Source organism: Streptomyces sp. 11-1-2 (assembly GCF_003595545.1).
Classification (GTDB): Bacteria; Actinomycetota; Actinomycetes; order Streptomycetales; family Streptomycetaceae; genus Streptomyces; species Streptomyces hygroscopicus_B.
Genome location: NZ_CP022545.1, coordinates 4003077 through 4021236, shown reverse-complemented (window position 1 = coordinate 4021236; position 18160 = coordinate 4003077). Strand labels below are relative to the sequence as shown.

Genomic DNA, 18160 nt, shown 5'->3' with positions numbered 1-18160 from the left:
GCGGTGACCCCTCACGGGACGTGCGCCGACCCCCTCAGGCGACGTGCGCTGCCGCGTCCCCCGTGCGCGTGACATACGCCTGGACGGCGACCGTCTCGTCGTCCAGGCACCGCCCCGTCTCCAGGTCGAAGCGCTGCTTCAGCAGCGGGGAGGCGACGAACGGCCGTCCGCCCGCCGAGCCCAGCAATCCCCGGGAGAGGACGTACGCCCCGGTGAACGGGTCGCGGTTGGCGATCGCGTACGCGCGTCCCGACCGGTCGAGGAAGACCGCCACCTGGGTGCCGTCCGGCAGCAGGGCGGCGACGCCGCGCCCGGGGGTGAGGTCGGTCAGCTCGCAGACCGCGAACCACCGCTGGTCGATGAGGAGTTCCACACGGACGGCGGTCCGCTCGGGTGCCATGGTCATCGGCTGGCAGTCCCTTCGAGGGTACGGACGGGGAGGGTGGGGCCGGACAGGATCGTCAGGTCCGGCTTGACCTGGTCGCGTTCGGGCACGAACTTCACCGTCGGGTCCGGCGCGTCGGGCGCGTTGACGAAGGAGACGAAGCGCCGCAGCCGTTCCGGGTCGCCCAGGGTCTCGGCCCACTCGTCGCGGTAGCCGGTCACATGGTCGGCCATCATCGCCTCCAGCTCGGCGCACAGCCCCAGCGAGTCCTCGACCACCACATCGCGCACATGGTCCAGGCCGCCCCCGATCCGCTCCAGCCAGGCCGAGGTGCGCTCCAGACGGTCCGCGGTGCGGATGTAGAACATCAGGAACCGGTCGATGAGCCGGATCAGCTCCTCGTCGTCCAGGTCCTGGGCGAGCAGATCGGCGTGGCGCGGATCGGCTCCGCCGTTGCCGCCCACGTACAGGTTCCAGCCGGCGGAGGTGGCGATCACGCCGAAGTCCTTGCCGCGCGCCTCCGCGCATTCGCGGGCACACCCCGAGACGGCCGACTTCAGCTTGTGCGGTGCGCGCAGCCCCCGGTAGCGCAGCTCCAGGTCGATGGCCATCCGGACCGAGTCCTGCACTCCGTAGCGGCACCAGGTCTGCCCCACACACGACTTCACGGTGCGCAGCGCCTTGCCGTACGCGTGGCCCGACTCGAATCCGGCGTCCACCAGCCGCGCCCAGATCAGGGGGAGCTGGTCCACCCGGGCGCCGAAGAGGTCGATCCGCTGACCGCCGGTGATCTTCGTATAGAGCCCGAAGTCCCGGGCCACCTCGCCGATCACGATCAGCTTCTCCGGGGTGATCTCCCCGCCGGGGATCCGGGGCACGATCGAATACGACCCGTTGCGCTGCAGATTCGCCAGGAAGTGGTCGTTGGTGTCCTGCAGCGCTGCCTGCTCGCCGTCCAGGACATAGCCGCTCGCGCCCAGGGTCGGGGCCAGCGAGGCGATGATCGAGCCGACGGCGGGCTTGCACACCTCACAGCCGTCGCCCTGCCGGGCCTCGGCCCGGCCGTGGCTGTCCAGCAACTGGGCGTAGCTGGCGATGCGCAGGGTACGGACGATCTCGTACAGCTCGGCGCGGGTGTACGCGAAGCAGCCGCACAGCCCCTTGTCGACGCTGACGCCGCTCGCCTCCAGTTCGTCGTTGACGAGTGAGGTGAGCGCCTTGACGCAACTGCCGCAGCCCGTGCCCGCCTTGGTGCACTTCTTCACCTCCGGGACGGTGGTGCAGCGGTGGTCGGCGACGGCCGAACGGATCGCGCCCTTGGTGACGTTGTGGCAGTTGCAGACGACCGCCTCGTCCGGCAGCGCCGACGGCCCGAGCGCGGCGGGCGCGCCCAGCCCCGCCGGGAGCACGAGCTGCTCGGGGGCGACGGGCGGTACGGCGCCGGTGAGCGGGCGCAGCATGCCGTACGCCTCGGCGTCGCCGACCAGCACCCCACCGAGGAGGGTGCCGTCGGCGCCGACCACCAGCTTCTTGTAGACGCCCGTGCGGGAGTCGGAGTAGACGACGTCCAGGCAGCCGTCGGCGGTGCCGTGGGCATCGCCGAAGCTGGCCACGTCGACGCCGAGGAGCTTGAGCTTGGTGGAGGTGTCGGCGCCGTTGAAGCGCGCGGTGGCTTGGCCGGCGATGGTGCTCGCCGCGACCTCGGCCATCTCATAGCCGGGCGCGACCAGCCCGTACACCCGGCCGTCGGCGGCCAGCGCGCATTCGCCGATCGCGTACACCGCCGGATCGCTGGTGCGGCACCGCTCGTCCACCGCGATCCCGCCGCGCTCGCCGACCTCCAGACCGCAGTCGCGGGCGAGCTGATCGCGGGGGCGTACGCCCGCCGAGAAGATGACGAGGTCGGTGTCGATGGACGAGCCGTCGGACAGCGCCATGGCGGTGACCGCGCCGTCGCCGTCCGCCGTGATCTCTTTGCCGCCCACGCCGGTGTGCACGATCAGGCCCATGTCCTCGACCGTGCGGCGCAGCGCGGCGCCACCGCCCCCGTCCACCTGGATGGCCATCAGCCGCGGGTTGAACTCCACGATGTGCGTGGTCAGCCCGAGCCCCTTCAGCGCCCCCGCCGCCTCCAGGCCCAGCAGCCCCCCGCCCACGACGACGCCGGACGTGCGGTGCTCGGCGTACTCCTCGATCGCGAGCAGATCCTCGACGGTGCGGTAGACGAAGCAGCCGTCGCTGTCCTTGCCGGGCACGGGCGGGACGAACGGATACGAGCCGGTGGCCAGCACGAGCGTGTCGTACGCCACGGTCAGCCCGGAGCGGGCGGTCACGGTGCGGGCGGCGCGGTCGATGGACTCGGCCGGGTCGCCGAGATGCAACTCGATGCCGTGCCGCGCCATGAAGCCGTCCTCGACGAGGGAGAGTTCGTCGGGGGTGCGGCCGGAGAAGTACGAGGTCAACTGGACGCGGTCGTAGGCGTGCCGGGGCTCCTCGCAGAACACGACGACGCGGGCGGCGGTCTCGGTGACGTTCCGCTCGACGAGCGCTTCGAGAAACCGCTGGCCGACCATTCCGTGGCCGACCACCACGATGGTGGGGGCGGCGGCGGTCTCGGGCTTCGGCGTGCTCGTCGTGATCGGTGCGCTCATCGTCAGGAGCCTCCATCGTTGGTCAGCAGGTGGAGCAGGGGGGTGGCCGGGAGCGGCTCATCGCCCTCCCAGGCGCGGGCGAGCGCGCCGACGGTGCCGAGATCGCCGAGAAGGATGCCGCCGAGGAGGCGGTCGCCGCGGACCACGACTTTGCGGTACGTGTTGCGGGTGGCGTCGGTGAGGTGGATGACGTCGTCGCCGGGGGCGGGGGTGGGGTTGCCGAAGGCAGCGAGGTCCAGGGGGCCGGACGTTGACGCGAGCGTCAGGCGGGTGAGGGCACGGGTGCCTGTGTAGCGAAAATCCAGCCCCTCCGGCGATTGAGGAGCGGGGTCCGGGGTGGAGCCCCGGTGGGGGCCAGGGGGCGGAGCCCCCTTGGTTCGGGAAGGGGCGGGGTGGGGGCCAGCAACCGCGCCAGGACGTCTGCTTGCTCCTGGGCGGGGCCCGCCAGGCCGTACACGACGCCGTCGTGTTCCGCGCAGTCGCCGATCGCGAACACCCACGGGTCACTCGTCCGTAGCTCGTCGTCGACGACGATGCCGTGTGCCACCTCCAGTCCGGCCGCCCGGGCCAGCCCGACCCGTGGCCGGACCCCGCACGCGAGCACGACCAGATCGGCCTCCAGGGCGTATCCGTCGGCCAGTTCGACGGCGCGGACTGCCCGCGCCGCCCGCCCGCCGCCCCCCGGCCCCGCGACGCGGGTGCGCAGGCCCCGGACCCGGCATTCGGTGTGGACCTCCACGCCCAGCGCCGCCATATGCCGCCGCAGCAGCCGTGACGCGCCCGGGTCCAGCTGGCGCTCCATCAGATGCTCGCCCTGGTGCGCCAGGACCACCTGGGCACCTCGCTGGGCCAGCGCACGGGCGGCGGAGACGCCGAGGAGTCCGCCGCCGATGACGACGGCCCGCGTCCCGGGCCGTACGGCCGCGCCGAGGGCCAGGCAGTCGTCCATGGTGCGGAAGGCGTGGACGCCTTCCGGGAGGGCATGGAGGTCGTCGCGGCCGTCCGGCTCGAACAGGCCGCGCAGCGGCGGCAGCACCGGGTTGGAGCCGGTGGCCAGCACCAGCGCGTCGTACGGCACGCGGCGGCCGTCGTCGCACAGCACCTCCGCCGTGGGGCGGTCGACGCGGACCACCCGCACCCCGCTGAGCCGCCGCACCTCGGCCCCGGCCCCGGCGGCGGGGACGGGGAGGGCGATGACCTCCGGGGCGTACCGCCCGGCGAGGACCTCGGCGAGCAGCACCCGGTTGTACGCGGGGTGCGGCTCCTCGCCGATGACCGTGACGTCGAGGGCGACCGGGCCAGTACCCACACCCGCACTCGCGACTAGCTGCTGCGCCAGCCTGGTGCCCGCCATCCCGCCGCCGACGATCACCACCCGCCGCTGCTGCGGGCTCCCCGGCTCCCTGTTCGACTCCATGCCAGGAAGCGTGCGGGGTGCCTGTTACCCGACCGCATCCCCGCCGTTTCCCGGAGGCAACGCTGCCCTCAGCGCACCGGCTCAGGCGCTGTGAGCCGCCCCGAGCCGGATGGGGAGCCGCTGCGGGCTGTTGCCGACGAAGCTGGGGTGCGGGACCAGCTCCTCGTCCGGGACGGCCAGATCGAGGCCGGGGAAGCGGGTGAAGAGCGCCTCGAGGGCGACCACGGCCTCCATTCGGGCCAGCGGGGCGCCCAGGCAGAAGTGGGCGCCGTGGCCGAAGGACAGATGGCGGGCGCCCCGGGTGACGTCGAAGCGACCGGCGTCCGGGCCGTACGCCCGCTCGTCGCGCCCGGCGGCGGTGTACGAGACGAGCACGGGCGCGCCCTTGGGGATGACCGTGTCCCCGACCGGGAGGTCCCTGGTGGGGTAGCGGAACGGGAAGTAGCTCACCGGGCCGTCGTACCGCAGCGTCTCCTCGACCACATCGCCCCAGGTCGCGGCACCGGAGCGAACAAGATCCAGTTGGTCGCGGTGGTTGCACAGCGCCCGTACCGCGTTGGTGATCAGGTTGAGCGTGGTCTCGTGTCCGGCGATGATCGTCAGCATCAGGGTGCCGATCAGCTCTTCCTCGGCGAGCCGGTCGCCGTCCTCCTCACGGGCCGCTATCAGCGCGCTGGTCAGATCGTCCCCCGGGTCCTTCGCCCGGGCCGCCGCCACCTGGCCGAGGATCGCGACCATCTCTCGGTTGGCGGCCGGGACCCGCTCCGGGGCCGTGTGGGTGGAGACGATCTCGTTGGACAGCTCGTGCAGCCGGTCCTGGTACTCGTCGTCGACGCCCAGGAGCCGGCAGATCACGCTCATCGGCAGCGGCAGCGCGAAGTGGCGGCGCAGGTCGGCCACCCCGTCCGGATCCGCGGCGGCGGCCCCGGCCAGCCGGTCCAGCAGCGTGCCGGTCAGCTCGCGGACCACCGGGTGCAGCGCCTCCACCCGGCGCGGAGTGAACGCCCGGGTCACCAGGGACCGCAGCCGCTTGTGGTCCTCGCCGTCCGCGGTGATCATGCCCCGGACGGTGGCGAAGGTCCGCATCGGCCAGCCCGGCGGGAGCTCGTCCCGCTGCAGGGCGGCGAAGTGGCAGGCGTTCTTGGCCACGTCGGGGTGGGTGACGAAGTCCTTCAGCTCCTCGTGCCGGGTGATGGCGTACCCCGGTACGTCACCGGGCAGCAGGACCGGGACCGCGGCCCCGCGGGCGCGCAGCTCTTCGTTGACCGCGTGCTGGTGTGCCCCGGTGGGGTCCAGGCGGTGCGGTGCGAGGTCGGCGTGCGACACGGGGCATCGGCCGTCGGTCATCTGCGGTCTCCTGCGGGGGAGTCGGGGGCCGGGGAGGCGGGGGTCGTAGCCGGGGAGTGGGAGGTCGGAGGAGCCGTGGAGCGGGAGGACCGGGCCGCGGAGTGGGAGGTCGGAGGAGCCGTGAAGCCGGAGGCCCGGCCAGTGAAGCCGGAGGCCCGGCCAGTGAAGCCGGAGGCCCGGCCAGTGGAGTCGGAGGCCCGGCCCGGGGTGTCGGCCGCGAGCTGCGGCGCCGAGAACCGCACCGGCAGCTTGGCCAGCCCCTTGGACCACGGCGAGGTGATCCACGGAAGCTGCTCCTCCGGCACCGCGATCTCCATATCGGGCAGCCGGTGGCGCAGGGTGTCCACGGCGGTACGGGTGATCAGCCGGGCCGGATCGCGCGCCGGGCAGGTGTGCGGGCCCGCGCCGAAGGCGAGGTACGAGCGGTTGCCGACCACCGGCCGCCCGTCCTCGGGCAGCACCTCCGGATCGGCGTTGGCGCCCGCGAGGCCCAGGATGAGCATGTCCCCGGTGCGGATGTCCTGGCCGCCGAAGCGCAGATCGCGGGTGGCGTAGCGGCCGGGGAAGTTCTGGGTGGGCGGCTGGCGCCACAGCACCAGGTCCAGGGCGTCGTCGACGGTGAGATGGCCGTGGGTCAGCGAGGAGCGGAACGCGGGGTCGGTGAGCAGGATCTGGATCGTGGAGGCGATCCAGTTCACGGTGGTGTTGTTCCCCGCGACGATGATCACCACGAGGTTGTGCAGCACCTCCTCGTCGCTGAGCCCGACGGGGTGCTCCAGCAGCCAGGACGTCAGATCCGCGCCCGGCCGCCGCTTCTTCCCGGCGATCAGCTCCAGCAGGATCTGGCCCATCCGCTTGTTGGCGCCGGTGGCGGCCACGGTCGGGGCGACGATCGTGGTGAGCGTCTCGACCAGCCGCGCCCCGTTCTCCTCGTCGAGCCCCAGCAGTTCGGTGACGACCTGCAGCGGCAGGAGACGCGCGTAGCTCTCCACCAGATCCGCCGCGTGCCGGTCGGCGAACCCGGTGACCAGCCGCTCCGCGGTGGCCCGCACCGTACGGATCAGCTCATGGCCGTTGACCCGCCCCAGCGCGTCGGCCACCGCCGAGCGCATCCGGCGGTGCGCCGCGCCGTCGGCGAACAGCAGCGCCGGGCGCCAGCCCACCAGCGGCATCAGCGGTGAGTCGGCGGCCACCCGGCCCTCGCGCAGCGGGCTCCAGCGGCGCGGGTCATGGGAGAAGTACTGCTCGTCGCGGGTGAGATGGAGCAGCTCGCGGTGGCCGATGACCAGCCATGCCTCGACCCGGGGCGCGATCTCCACCGGGACCACCGGACCGTGGTCGCGCCGCATCCGCTCGTACAGGTCGGTCAGCGGACCGTCGAGCGCGGTTCCGTACAGCGGCACCCGGGTGCGGGCCGGGGCGGTCATGACGCCTCCGTGAGTGTCTCGATCAGATGCGAGACGAGCGAGATCAGCGCCTTGACCGAGGACTGGTGCTCACGGGCGTCACAGATGACCAGCGGGGTGTGCGGGAGCAGATCGAGCGCGGAGCGCAGATCGTCCTCGCTGTGCTGCTTGCTGTCCGGGAAGGCGTTGACCGCGACGGAGAACGGCACATCCAGGTCCTCCAGATGCCCGATGGCGTCGAAGGACGCCTCCAGATCGCGGGTGTCGACCAGTGCGAGCGCGCCCAGCGCGCCGCGCGCCAGGTCCTTCCAGGCGGGGAGGAATCGCTGCTGGCCGGGGGTGCCGAAGAGATACAGCACCAGCTCGCCGCCCAGCGTGATCCGCCCGAAGTCCAGCGCGACGGTGGTCGTGGTCTTCGACGGCCGCACCTTGGTGTCGAGCCGGGCCCCGGCCTGGCTCATCGTCGCCTCGGTGGAGAGCGGCTTGATCTCCGACACCGTGCCGATCAGCGTGGTCTTGCCGACGCCCATCGGGCCGACCACCAGGATCTTGGCGGCCCCGGCCACGCTGGACTGCACGTACATGACGGGGGTGTCGTCCATGTCGTCCATGTCGTCCGTATCGCCCGTCTCGTCCGTATCGCCTGTCTCGTTGGTGTGGTCTGTGCGGGTCGTGCGGTCCGCGTTGCCCTGGCGGGCCGCGGGGTTCGTCTGCGTTGTGCCGTCCGTACCGGCCATCGAGATCTCAGAGCTTGCTCTCAAGCCCATCGAGCACCTTCCTCAGCAAGTCCAAATCGGCACGTTTTCGCTTGACCACCCGGATCGGCGGACGCGCCACGATGTGCCCCCAGTCGATGAGATCCGCGAGCAGCACCTGCACCACGGCCGGCGGCTGACCGAGATGGGCGGCGACCTCCGCCACCGACAGCAGCCCCTGGCAGTGGTCGGCGATCCGCCGGTACTCGGGCTGCAGATGCGGCGGCAGCGCGCTCCCGGACGCCATGACGAGCGTTTCCAGCGGCAGAGCTTCCCGTGAGGAACCGGCGCGCCCCCGTGTGATCACATAGGGGCGCACCGCGGCCGTTGTGCGTTCCTCGCCGGGCGAGCTCATGACGCCGGGCGGCCCATCGGGTCCCGCGGCTGACTGCTCAGATGGGCACCGATCTTCGCGACCAGTAACTGCATCTGCTGGGCCACCAGGCCGACATCCGTCTCGGTGTCGGTGGCCACCCCCAGCGAGGCGCCCTGACCGGCCGAGGTGAACAGCACGAACCCGCTGTCGGATTCGATCATCAGCTGCCGCACCCCCGCCTCCTCGCCGAACAGCAGCGACACGGTGGACTGGCTGGTCACCGTCAGCGCGGCACAGGCGGCGGCCAGCGACTCGGCCTCGTCCACGCCGAGCCGGGACACCTCGCCGGACAGCCCCTCGGCGGAGTCGTGGCCCATGCGCAGACCGTCCTCCGAGACGACGACGGCATGCCGCACCCCGGGGATCCCTGTCAGCGGACGCAGCATCCATCCAACATCGGGCAATTTGGATATGGTTCCGGCCACTACCAGCCTCCTTCTCGGTCTTCTCGGTCCGGACTCTTTTCTTCCGTCAGTGGTACGGCCCTGTCCTCCGCCTCCGCTTCCACCCGCCCCCGGCGGGTGCCGGAGACGACGCTGGTGATGGAGGCGCGGGCGGCCTCGGGCGTCCAGGCGCCGGCCCGGGGGGTGGGCGCGGCGCGGGCCGGTGCGCCGGAGGCGGTGGCCGTGTCGGCGGTGTCGGCCAGGGCGCTTCCGGAGGCCGGGCGGCGGCGGTTGCGGCGCCGGGGCAGTCCAGTGCCGAGCGGCGCGGGGGCCTCGGGCGCGTCGGGGGTGTCCGCGGACAGGCCGTTGAGCGAGCCGCTCCCGGCCGGGCCCGCGGCGGCCGGGCCGAGGCCGGTGCCGCCCGCGTCGTGGCTCACCGTGCCGACGGTCACGGGCTCCACGACCACCGGCTTGTGGTCCGCCGCCCGGACCGTGCTCGCCGGCTCGGTCAGCAGCCGGTGCGGTACGAAGACCACCACCCGGGTACCGCCGTACGCCGACGCCGTGGACAGCTCCACCCCGAAGCCCAGCTCCCGCGACCAGCGCCCGACACAGGCGAGCCCCAGCCGCGGCACGGCGCCGAGCTGGGCCAGGTCGAGACCGTCCCGCAGTTGGCCCACGGCCTTTTCCAGCACGTCCGGCGGCATGCCGAGCCCCGCGTCGTCGATCTCGATGACCGCACCGGCCGCGACCTCCCGGACGGCGACCGCGACCTGGGTGCGGGAGGGGGAGAAGACCGTGGCGTTCTCCAGGAGTTCGGCCACCGCGTGCATCAGGCCCTCCACGGCGGGTGCCACCGCGTACAGGGTCTGGCCGCCGTGGACGTCCACCCGGCCGAATTCCACGATGCGCGACTGCGCGCCGCGCACACAGTCGAAGAGCGACACCGGCCTGGTCTCCCGCCGGGCCGGCCAGATCCCGCACATCACCAGCAGCGTCTGGGCCTTGCGGGTCATCTGGGCGGCGGCGTGGTCCGCCTTCATCACCTCGCCCATCAGCCGCGAGTCCTCGACATGCTGCTCGAGGCCGTCGAGGACCTGCTGCTGCACCATCGACATGGCGTGCATATTGCGGGCCACGGACTCGAACGACGCCTGGACGGAGTCGCGCAGCCGCCGCTCCCGGCGCGCCGCCTCGTCCAGGTCGGTCTGTACGGCGGCCAGCCGGGCGACCTCTTCGCCGCGCTCGGCCGCCAGCGCGCGCTCGTGCGCGGTATTGGCTCGTTCCCGTTCGGAAACGGCTCGTTCTCGCTCGGTCGCCGCACGCGCGTCAGCAAGCGCGCGACGGAGTCTGACCACCCAGGTGAGGCACAGCGACAGCACCAGTACCAGCACCGCGGACGCGGCCACGACGACGGCCTCCGTCCCCGACAGCACCTTTGACACCTCCATCTGGGACACGGCCAGGAAAGGGCAGATACTACTGACCAACTGATCAGTCTGGTCCGGTAGTTGCCAAACTCTCACGAGTGAGACAGCGCGTCCGCACCGGGGTCAGGGTCGGGCGACGTCCGTTCGCGGCAGACACAACAGCAGGCGAGCCCCGCCCCGCGGGCTGGTGAGCACCGTAAGGGTGCCACCGTGGGCGTGAGCGATGTCATTGGCGATGGCGAGCCCGAGGCCGGTGCCGCCGTCCTGGCGGGCCCGGGCATCATCCAGCCGGGTGAACCGCTCGAACACGCGCTCGCGGTCGGCTTCGGGGATGCCCGGACCGTCGTCGTCCACGGCCAGTTCGACCTGGCCATCGCGGACCGCCACGGTGATCGAGACGGTGGTACTGGTGTGCCGGCGGGCATTGTCGGCGAGGTTGGTGAGCAGCCGGGAAAGCTGCACTCGGCTGCCGGTCACGACGGCCGCCCGCTCCTGCTCCCCGGCCAACGTGAGCGCGCCCGGGTGGCGCCGTACCTCCTCGGCCGCCAGCGCGCCAAGATCCACGGCCGCGGTGCGCGGCGCCTCCTGCGCGTCCAGCCGGGCGAGCAGCAGCAGATCGGAGGCGACGGCCTGCAGCCGGTCGGTGTCCCGCAGCGCCTTGTGCACGGCGGCCGGCCAGTCGGTACGCGACGGGCGGGCCAGGACCAGTTCGAGCTGGGCGCGCACGGCCGCGATGGGGCTGCGCAGCTCATGCGAGGCGTCGGCCACGAACTGCCGCTGCCGGGTCATGGCCCGGTGCAGCCGGTCCAGCGTGGCGTTCATGGTCCGGGCCAGCCGGTGGATCTCGTCCCGCGCCCGGGGCACCGGCACCCGGCGATGCAGATCGCGCTCGGTGATCTCGGTGAACTCCTGCCGCATCGCGGCGACCGGGCGCAGGGCGCGCCCCACGAGCAGCCAGGTGAGCCCCGCCACGAACAGCACCAGACCGGCGGCCGCGGGGGCGGCCTGGCGCAGCAGCAGACCGGTGGCGTTGTCGACGGCGGTGGTCGAGGGGCTCACCTGCACGCTGTACGGCTGCCCGGCCTGGATGGGCTCGACGGGCTCGGCCGGAAGCATCGTGGAACCGGCCGAGTCCTGCGGGGTGGCCTCTGCCTGCCGCGAGCCGGTCTCCGTCGGCATCGTGGGGGTGACCGTCCGGCCGGAGACGTCCTTGATCGTCACCTGGCCGGGGGCGACGATGAACGCCCGCTGCGGCGCGGGGCGGGCCTGCGCCAACTGACCCTTGATCGCCACGGCGGCGTTCCTGGCGTCCGCGTCGGCGCTGGCGCGGAGGTTGTGCTGCAGGGCCAGCACCAGGGCCAGCATGCACAGCCCGATCGCGAAGGCCACGGTTCCGGCTGCCGCCAGCACGGCCTTGGCGCGCACGGTCAACCCGGACGTCAGACGCGGGCGGCGGCGTCCCGTGTCCCCTGGGTCCTCACCGTCGGCCGTGTCCCCTGGGTCCTCACCGTCGGCCGTGTGCCCGATGTCCTGCCGGACGTCCGGCCCGACGTCCTGTCCGATGTCCTGCCCGGCGTCCGCGATATGCCCCGTGTCCGCCGTGCGGCCCGCGCCCGCGCTGATGTGCCCCACCGTCTCACCCTCCGTCGCGGGCCAGCAGATAGCCCGCGCCCCGTATCGTGCGGATCGACTGCCGCCCGTACGGCACGTCGATCTTCCGGCGCAGGCTCCGGATGTAGACCTCGACCAGATTGGCCCCGCCGTCGTACGCGGTGTCCCACACGCTCTGCACGATCTCGGACTTGGAGACCACCTGGCCCGCGCGCCGGGCGAGGTACTCCAGCACGGCGAACTCCTTGGCCGTGAGCGTGACCTCCTCCTTCCCCCGCGCACAGGCCAACGCCGCGGGCTCCAGCCGCAGATCGCCCAGCTCCAGCACGTCGGGCCGGTCCAGCCCGCCGCGCCGCACCAGGGCCCGCACCCGTGCGATCAGGACGACGAAGGAGAACGGCTTGGTCAGATAGTCGTCCGCGCCCACGTCGAGCCCATCGGCCTCGTCGTACTCGCCGTCCTTGGCGGTGAGCATCAGGATCGGCGTCCAGTCGCCCTTCTCGCGCAGCCGCGAGCACAGTTGATAGCCGGAGCACCCGGGAAGCATCACATCCAGCACGATCGCCGCGTATCCGCCGGAGCGGGCGAGCGCCAGGCCGCTGGGCCCGTCCGCCGCCGTCTCGATGGTGAAACCCTCCTGCTCCAGGCCCTCGGTGAGCAGTTCGCGGAGCCGGGCGTCGTCTTCCACCACCAGTATGCGCACGCGGTCAGGATGGCATGGGCAAGCTGAGGCCCCGCTGAACCGGCACCGGTTTCAGCGGGGCCTCAGGCGGTTCAGCGAGGACTCAGCATCGGTGCGCCACGGTGAGTGCGCCGACGGATCAAGGGTCCTTCGGCAGCCGGTTCCACTCCCCGAATGAAGGAGAGCTGTGCCCATGTCTCATTTCCTGCCCCGGGCCACGACCGCGAAGCGGCGCGGTGTCGTGCTCGCCATGGCGGCCGGTGCCCTGGCGCTGGGGGCCGCGGTCCCCGCCTCGGCTTCGTCCTCGTCCCACTCCTCGGCGTCGGCCTCCGCCTCCAATGCGAAGTCGAAGCCCAGCGACACGGCCATCTGCCGGGCGGTGCCGGGCGCCAAGGCCGTCAAGCCGGCCAAGCCCGCCAACTCCGCCAAGTCCGCCAAGGCGGTCGGGCTGACCGAGGTGGGCAAGGCCACCGGGACGGTCAAGGCCGACGACAAGAAGGTCACCGTGGCGCCGAAGGACGGTGCCCGCGGGCACGGCGACGTCTGCGCCATCCCCACCATCCCCGCCTTCCCGGGCAAGCCCGGCAAGGTGTGCACGATCGTCATTATCAAGGGCAAGGCCGGGACCAAGGACGACGACTCCGCCGTTCCCGCCCGCCCCACGACGCCGACCAAGCCGGGCAAGCCGACCAGGCCCGGTGAGCCGGCCAAGCCCGGTAAGCCGTCCAAGACCTGCAAGATCGTGGTGATCAAGGAAGCGCACCGCGCCGACGACCGGTCCGCGGACGCGACGAGCGCGGCGGTCGGGGCGACCCGCTCCTGAACCACCGGCCGGCCCGTGGGGGGATCGGCCGGCGGCCCGGCGCGCATGGCGCGCCGGGCCCTCGCGCGTTCCGTGGGAAGCACACGCCGGGGCACGGTGTTCTCCCGTCATGTCGATCATTCACAAGACCACGATGAGTCCGACCAAGGTGGAGCTGCTCACGGCCTGGCTGCCCGGGCAGCCGTGGTACGCCGCCGCCCAGCGCGCGCCGGAGCTGTCCAAGGCCGGTGGCTTCCGGCTCGACGACCCCGAGGGCGAGGTGGGGATCGAGTTCATGGTGGTGCGGGACGACGCCGGTGATCGGCCCGCCTGGTACCACGTACCGATGACCTACCGCGCGGCGCCGCTCGCCGGAGCCGGGCAGGCCCTCATCGGCACGACCGAGCACGGGGTGCTGGGGCAGCGGTGGGTCTACGACGGGGCGCACGACCCGGTGCTCGTGAGCCAGTTGCTCGCGCTCCTCCAGGGCCGCGCCGAACCGCAGGCGCAGAGCCTGTCCGACACCCCCGACCCCTCCGTCACCGCCGAGGTGACCGGCGCCGGGTTCGAGGTCCCGGCCGGGGTCGCCGAGGCGTCGGCCGTCGCCAACGGGCCGGACGGCACCCGCCTGCTGGTCGGCGACGGGGTCGTTCTCCAGGTGACGCGCGTTCTGCGTCCGGAGTCCGGTGCGGAGACGGCCGGGGTCCGGGGCCATGTCAGCGCGGGCTGGCGGCTGTCGGAGGACGACGAGGTCCGCGGCCGGTTCGCCGTCCTGCACGACACGGTGTCCTGACGCACCGTCGGGCGGTTGGGCGGGGGCGGGAGCGTCGGCGTGGCCGGTGCTCCCGTCGCGCCCATGGGGTCAGCACCAGGCCGATAGATCCAATGAATTGATACCCAAGGGGCGAAGCGAGGCGGATTATGCCGCCTATATTGACGTGTTCCTCTTATAGATCCTACCTTTCCCGGGGCCACTCCACGAGTTCCAGCAGGGTTCCAACAGGGTTCCAGCAAGGTTCCGCAGGGAGGGACATGTCGGAGTACGTACGCTCACGCACCCGGACCGCCCGCAAGGCCCCCAGATTCGCCGCCGTCGCGGCCGTCCTCGCCACCCTCGGCGCCGCCTTCGGCGGCACCGCCGACGCCGTCGCACGGGCGCCTCGCCCCGCCCCCGATGTGTATGTCGCGCCGAACGGCGACGACCGCGCGCCCGGCACCCGCACCGCCCCGGTCCGCACCCCCGAGCGCGCCCGCGACCTCGTACGGCAGCGCACCGACCGGCTCGCCGCCGACCTCACGGTGCACCTCGCGCCGGGTACGTACCGCCTCGCCCGCCCGCTCGTCCTCGACTCCCGTGACTCCGGGGGCAATGGGCACCGCGTCATCTGGCAGGGCAGCAAGGGCACCGTGTTCAGCGGCGGCCGGGCCGTCCAGCACTGGAAGCCGGTCAAAGGCAGGTCCGGGCTGTGGTCGGCGCCCGCGCCCGCCGGGCTGGACAACACCCGGCAGCTGTACGTGAACGGCGTCCGCGCCCAGCGGGCGCGCGGGCCGATACCGGTGACGCTCAAGTCCACCGCCACCGGCTACACCGCGTCCGCCGACACCCTCGCCCGCTGGCGCAATCCGTCGGACATCGAGTTCGTCTACCCCAGCGGTGAGGCGCTGTGGAACATCCAGCAGTACGGCCTCGGCCCCTGGACCGAACCGCGCTGCCCGATCGGCTCGATGACCGGCACCACCGTCACCATGGCCCAGCCGTGCTGGGACAACTCCACCAAGCGCGTGGAGTTCCCCGACATCCCCGGCCGCAGCATCAACATGGTCGGCCCCGGCAAGCTCACCAGTGACGCACTGCCCGGCTATGTCGAGAACGCCTACGAGGTCCTCGACCAGCCCGGAGAGTGGTACCTCGACCGGCACACCCGCACCGTCTACTACCGCCCGCGCTCCGGGGAGAACCCGCGCACCGCGGATGTGGAGGCGCCGGTCCTGGAGAAGCTGGTCGACGGGCGGGGCACCGGAAGCGCGCCGCTGCACGACATCGCCCTGCGAGGCATCCAGTTCTCGTACGCCACCTGGCTCACCCCCTCCTCACCCGAGGGCTTCTCCGAGGTGCAGGCGGGCTACACGGTGACCGGCGCGGAGGGCTGGAAGACCCAGGGGCTGTGCGAATACACCCCGGGCGGCACCTGCCCGTACGCGTCCTGGACCAGGATGCCCGGCAACGTGGCCATCAGCCATGGCCGCGACCTGGAGTTCTCCGACAACGCCTTCGTTCACCTCGGCGCGGCCGGGCTCGAACTCGGCACCGGAACACAGAACACCACCGTGCGCGGCAACGTCTTCACCGACATCTCCGGCAACGGCATGGAGATCGGCGGGGTCGACGCCCCCCGGCCCGGCAGCGACGCCGACCTCACCCGCAAGGTGTCGGTGACGAACAACCACCTCTACGCGCTGCCCCGCGAGTACCACGGCGGTGTCGCCATCCTCAACGGCTACACCCAGAACAACACCATCGCCCACAACCAGATCGACCATGTCGGCTACTCGGCGATCTCCATGGGCTGGGGCGGCTGGCCCGACAAGATCGGCAAACCGGCCACCGCCAATGTGTCGCACGACAACTCGGTGGCCGACAACCTCATCTTCGACTACATGCAGGCCCTCGACGACGGCGCGGGCGTCTACACCCAGGGCCTCACCGGCAGTTCCCTCGACAACGGCGAGAAGATCACCGGCAATGTCATCCACGACGGGTGGGGGCTGGGCCGGACCATCTACACCGATAACGGCTGCACCTACGTCACGGTAGAGGGCAACGTCCTCTACGGCGCCCAGGCCAACGTCCTCAGCGCACATGTCGACTACCGCGACGACCTCGGCAACAACGACCCGACCCGTATCGTCGGCAACTACTGGGAGCAGGGCGACCGCGACGGCAACGACAAGGGCGTGGTGACGTCCGGCAACCACATCCTGGCCGACCCCTCGAAGGCACCGGCCGGCATCGTGGCCGCGGCCGGTCTCGAACCCCGCTACCGAGGGCTGCTCGGCCGCACGTTCGCCACCCGCTCCGTACCCGAAGCACCCACCCGCGTGGGTGACTTCGCGGCGGACGGCTCGGCGTACGTCACCTGGAACCCGTCGTACGTCGATGGCGGGTCCCCGGTCACCTCGTACACCGTCACCGCGACCAACGGCACCCATAGCGTCTCCACCACCGTCCCGGCGGCGCGCTTCAAGCGCACCGCGTACGCGGTGGTCGACGGGCTCACCAACGGCACGCCGTACACGGTGACCGTCACGGCCCGGAACCGGGTGGGGCAGAGCGAGAGGTCGCCGGCCGCCGCCCCCGTCACGCCCACCGGCGACGGCTCCGGCGCCCTGCCCGCCGTCTCCACCGGCGTGAAGGTCAACGCGGAGGCCACGGCCGCCAGGCTGTCCTGGACGCCGCCCAAGACCACCGGCGACACCCCCGTCATCGGCTACCGGATCACCGTCTCCGACGGCCGCACCGTCACCGTGACCGGCCGCGACGTCCTGGTCGCCCAGCCCCGGGCCAAGGGCATGCTGCGGGTGATCGGCAATCTGCGCCCATCCACCGCGTACACCTTCTCGATCGCGGCCCTGACGGCCACCGGCACCGGCCTGTCCGCCGAGGTGTCCGTCACGACCCCGTCCGGATAAGGGCGGGAAAGCTCAAATCCCGCTCTGAAACCACGTCGATCCGGGTTCATCACCGTTCAGAGGGACAAAACTGACGGTAAGTGAGTAGTTCGGATGGACATGGATCGACATGGATGGACGGGGGCATTCCGATGTGGGCCATATTCAGACGCCCCGCCTCGGCGGAGCCACAGGAGGCGGCGGGCCAGGCGCCGGACATCCATGACATCTATGACCTCTATGACACCGCTTATCTGGTGGGCGGGCGGCGGTGGGTGATCCAGACCCTCCTGATAGCGCTTCAGGAGCGGGACGCGATCACCCTCCGGCGCTCCCGGATACACGCCAAGGCGGGGGAGGCCGAGCACCCGGTCGAACGCGCGCTCATCGCGCTGTGCCCCCGCCCGAAGCCGGTGGACCATGTGGTCCCCACGCTGCTCCACGGGCCCGAGCTGGACGCGATCCGGGACCGGCTCGCCTCCGGTGGTCTGCTCACCCGCCTCCGGGGCCGCCCCACCCGCACGGGCCGACGCCGGGTCGAAGCGGCCGTGCGGGCGGGAGCGCTCCCCTCGTACGTCTTCTACGGACCCGTCGTCCTCCCGGAGCCGGTGCGGCGCAAGGCCGTCAGCGCGGCGATACCCATCCCGAACGGCGATCCGGCCTACTGGGAGCGGCACGTCCTCATCGCCTACGACCCCGGCTACCCCGACCACGAGTCCTTCTACGAGACGCACTCGTGGGGCGACGACCATGGCGGAGGCCACGGCGGTGGCCACGGCGGTGGCCACGGTGGTAGCCACGGCGGCGGCCACCACTCCTGCGGCGGCGGTGGTGGCGGCGGGGGAAGCGACTAGGTTGCCGTCAGGCCGTGGCCGCGTCCTCGTAGGGGGTGGGGCAGCCCTGCGTGGCGGTCACGGCGGTCAGCAGCACCACCGAGTCCTCCAAAGCCCGCAACCCGTGCCGCTCATGCGGGATCTCCTGCACCTGGCCCGCGATGAGATCCAACCGGTCACCGCCGCCGGTCAGCCGTACATGCCCGTGCAGCACCTGGAGACTGGCCGCCGGAGGAGCGTTGTGCTCATCGAGCTCGCAGCCGGAGACCATGGCGATCACGCTCTGCCGCAGCGGGCCGTCGTGCAGGAACAGATGTGCGCTGCGCCCGTGCGGATCGGCCTTGGCCTGGTCCAGATGGTGGCGCGCGAGCGTGGTGAGGTCATCCATGAGTGCCCCTCGATCGGTCCGGTCT

At 72.1% G+C, this 18160-nt stretch carries 15 protein-coding genes and 1 pseudogene; 4 read left to right on the top strand and 12 right to left on the bottom strand.

What is annotated here, in order from left to right; translation table 11 throughout:
* Positions 1-34: 34 nt before the first annotated feature.
* The 11 genes and pseudogenes from nirD to CGL27_RS17085 all read right to left on the bottom strand — a co-directional run bounded on the left by nirD (position 35) and on the right by CGL27_RS17085 (position 12464).
* Positions 35-406 (bottom strand): nitrite reductase small subunit NirD, encoded by a 372-nt coding sequence (gene nirD, locus CGL27_RS17135; RefSeq protein WP_119988119.1) that lies wholly within the window; start codon positions 404-406, stop codon positions 35-37.
* Positions 403-3036, bottom strand: a complete 2634-nt coding sequence (nirB, locus tag CGL27_RS17130; protein ID WP_119988116.1) for a nitrite reductase large subunit NirB — start codon at positions 3034-3036, stop codon at positions 403-405. Before nirB ends, nirD begins: the two co-directional genes overlap by 4 nt.
* A gap of 2 nt (positions 3037-3038) precedes the next feature.
* A pseudogene (locus tag CGL27_RS17125) lies at positions 3039-4453 on the bottom strand (FAD-dependent oxidoreductase).
* An 81-nt stretch (positions 4454-4534) separates the two neighbouring features.
* Positions 4535-5800, bottom strand: a complete 1266-nt coding sequence (locus tag CGL27_RS17120) for a cytochrome P450 (protein WP_119988113.1) — start codon at positions 5798-5800, stop codon at positions 4535-4537.
* Positions 5797-7227, bottom strand: coding sequence for a cytochrome P450 (locus tag CGL27_RS17115; RefSeq protein ID WP_240450531.1), 1431 nt, complete (start codon positions 7225-7227; stop codon positions 5797-5799). The genes CGL27_RS17120 and CGL27_RS17115 overlap by 4 nt, the downstream gene beginning before the upstream one ends.
* Positions 7224-7967, bottom strand: coding sequence for an ATP/GTP-binding protein (locus CGL27_RS17110; protein ID WP_346345734.1), 744 nt, complete (start codon positions 7965-7967; stop codon positions 7224-7226). Before CGL27_RS17110 ends, CGL27_RS17115 begins: the two co-directional genes overlap by 4 nt.
* Positions 7951-8316, bottom strand: a complete 366-nt coding sequence (locus CGL27_RS17105) for a DUF742 domain-containing protein (protein WP_119988110.1) — start codon at positions 8314-8316, stop codon at positions 7951-7953. Before CGL27_RS17105 ends, CGL27_RS17110 begins: the two co-directional genes overlap by 17 nt.
* The gene (locus tag CGL27_RS17100; RefSeq protein WP_078641264.1) at positions 8313-8762 is read right to left on the bottom strand and encodes a roadblock/LC7 domain-containing protein; all 450 of its coding nucleotides are present in this window, start codon (positions 8760-8762) and stop codon (positions 8313-8315) included. Before CGL27_RS17100 ends, CGL27_RS17105 begins: the two co-directional genes overlap by 4 nt.
* Positions 8762-10156, bottom strand: coding sequence for an ATP-binding protein (locus CGL27_RS17095; protein WP_119988108.1), 1395 nt, complete (start codon positions 10154-10156; stop codon positions 8762-8764). Before CGL27_RS17095 ends, CGL27_RS17100 begins: the two co-directional genes overlap by 1 nt.
* A 117-nt stretch (positions 10157-10273) precedes the next feature.
* A complete protein-coding gene (locus tag CGL27_RS17090) occupies positions 10274-11782 on the bottom strand; it encodes a HAMP domain-containing sensor histidine kinase (RefSeq protein WP_240450530.1) in 1509 nt (502 codons plus the stop codon).
* A gap of 4 nt (positions 11783-11786) precedes the next feature.
* Positions 11787-12464, bottom strand: a complete 678-nt coding sequence (locus CGL27_RS17085) for a response regulator transcription factor (protein WP_078641262.1) — start codon at positions 12462-12464, stop codon at positions 11787-11789.
* 172 nt (positions 12465-12636) lie between these two features.
* Between CGL27_RS17085 and CGL27_RS50080 the strand changes: the two genes are divergently transcribed.
* The 4 genes from CGL27_RS50080 to CGL27_RS17065 all read left to right on the top strand — a co-directional run bounded on the left by CGL27_RS50080 (position 12637) and on the right by CGL27_RS17065 (position 17768).
* Positions 12637-13266, top strand: a complete 630-nt coding sequence (locus CGL27_RS50080) for a hypothetical protein (RefSeq protein WP_162953013.1) — start codon at positions 12637-12639, stop codon at positions 13264-13266.
* A gap of 109 nt (positions 13267-13375) precedes the next feature.
* Positions 13376-14038, top strand: a complete 663-nt coding sequence (locus CGL27_RS17075; protein ID WP_119988105.1) for a 1,4-alpha-glucan branching protein — start codon at positions 13376-13378, stop codon at positions 14036-14038.
* Between the two features lie 239 nt (positions 14039-14277).
* On the top strand, positions 14278-16935 hold the full coding sequence (locus CGL27_RS53155; RefSeq protein ID WP_119988102.1) for a fibronectin type III domain-containing protein: 2658 nt from the start codon (positions 14278-14280) through the stop codon (positions 16933-16935).
* Positions 16936-17048: 113 nt separating this feature from the next.
* A complete protein-coding gene (locus CGL27_RS17065) occupies positions 17049-17768 on the top strand; it encodes a TIGR04222 domain-containing membrane protein (protein ID WP_119988099.1) in 720 nt (239 codons plus the stop codon).
* A 7-nt stretch (positions 17769-17775) separates the two neighbouring features.
* On the opposite strand, the gene CGL27_RS17060 is transcribed toward CGL27_RS17065, so the two are convergent.
* Positions 17776-18135 (bottom strand): cupin, encoded by a 360-nt coding sequence (locus CGL27_RS17060; RefSeq protein WP_078641257.1) that lies wholly within the window; start codon positions 18133-18135, stop codon positions 17776-17778.
* Positions 18136-18160 lie beyond the last annotated feature (25 nt).

What these genes read in the sequence shown, in the direction of transcription:
- CGL27_RS17075 (WP_119988105.1), top strand. Translation starts at nt 13,376, where the DNA reads ATGTCGATCATTCACAAGACCACGATGAGTCCGACCAAGGTGGAGCTG.
- CGL27_RS17115 (WP_240450531.1), bottom strand. Translation starts at nt 7,227, where the DNA reads ATGACCGCCCCGGCCCGCACCCGGGTGCCGCTGTACGGAACCGCGCTC.
- CGL27_RS17065 (WP_119988099.1), top strand. Translation starts at nt 17,049, where the DNA reads ATGGACGGGGGCATTCCGATGTGGGCCATATTCAGACGCCCCGCCTCG.
- CGL27_RS17105 (WP_119988110.1), bottom strand. Translation starts at nt 8,316, where the DNA reads ATGAGCTCGCCCGGCGAGGAACGCACAACGGCCGCGGTGCGCCCCTAT.
- nirD (WP_119988119.1), bottom strand. Translation starts at nt 406, where the DNA reads ATGACCATGGCACCCGAGCGGACCGCCGTCCGTGTGGAACTCCTCATC.
- CGL27_RS50080 (WP_162953013.1), top strand. Translation starts at nt 12,637, where the DNA reads ATGTCTCATTTCCTGCCCCGGGCCACGACCGCGAAGCGGCGCGGTGTC.
- CGL27_RS53155 (WP_119988102.1), top strand. Translation starts at nt 14,278, where the DNA reads ATGTCGGAGTACGTACGCTCACGCACCCGGACCGCCCGCAAGGCCCCC.
- nirB (WP_119988116.1), bottom strand. Translation starts at nt 3,036, where the DNA reads ATGAGCGCACCGATCACGACGAGCACGCCGAAGCCCGAGACCGCCGCC.
- CGL27_RS17060 (WP_078641257.1), bottom strand. Translation starts at nt 18,135, where the DNA reads ATGGATGACCTCACCACGCTCGCGCGCCACCATCTGGACCAGGCCAAG.
- CGL27_RS17120 (WP_119988113.1), bottom strand. Translation starts at nt 5,800, where the DNA reads ATGACCGACGGCCGATGCCCCGTGTCGCACGCCGACCTCGCACCGCAC.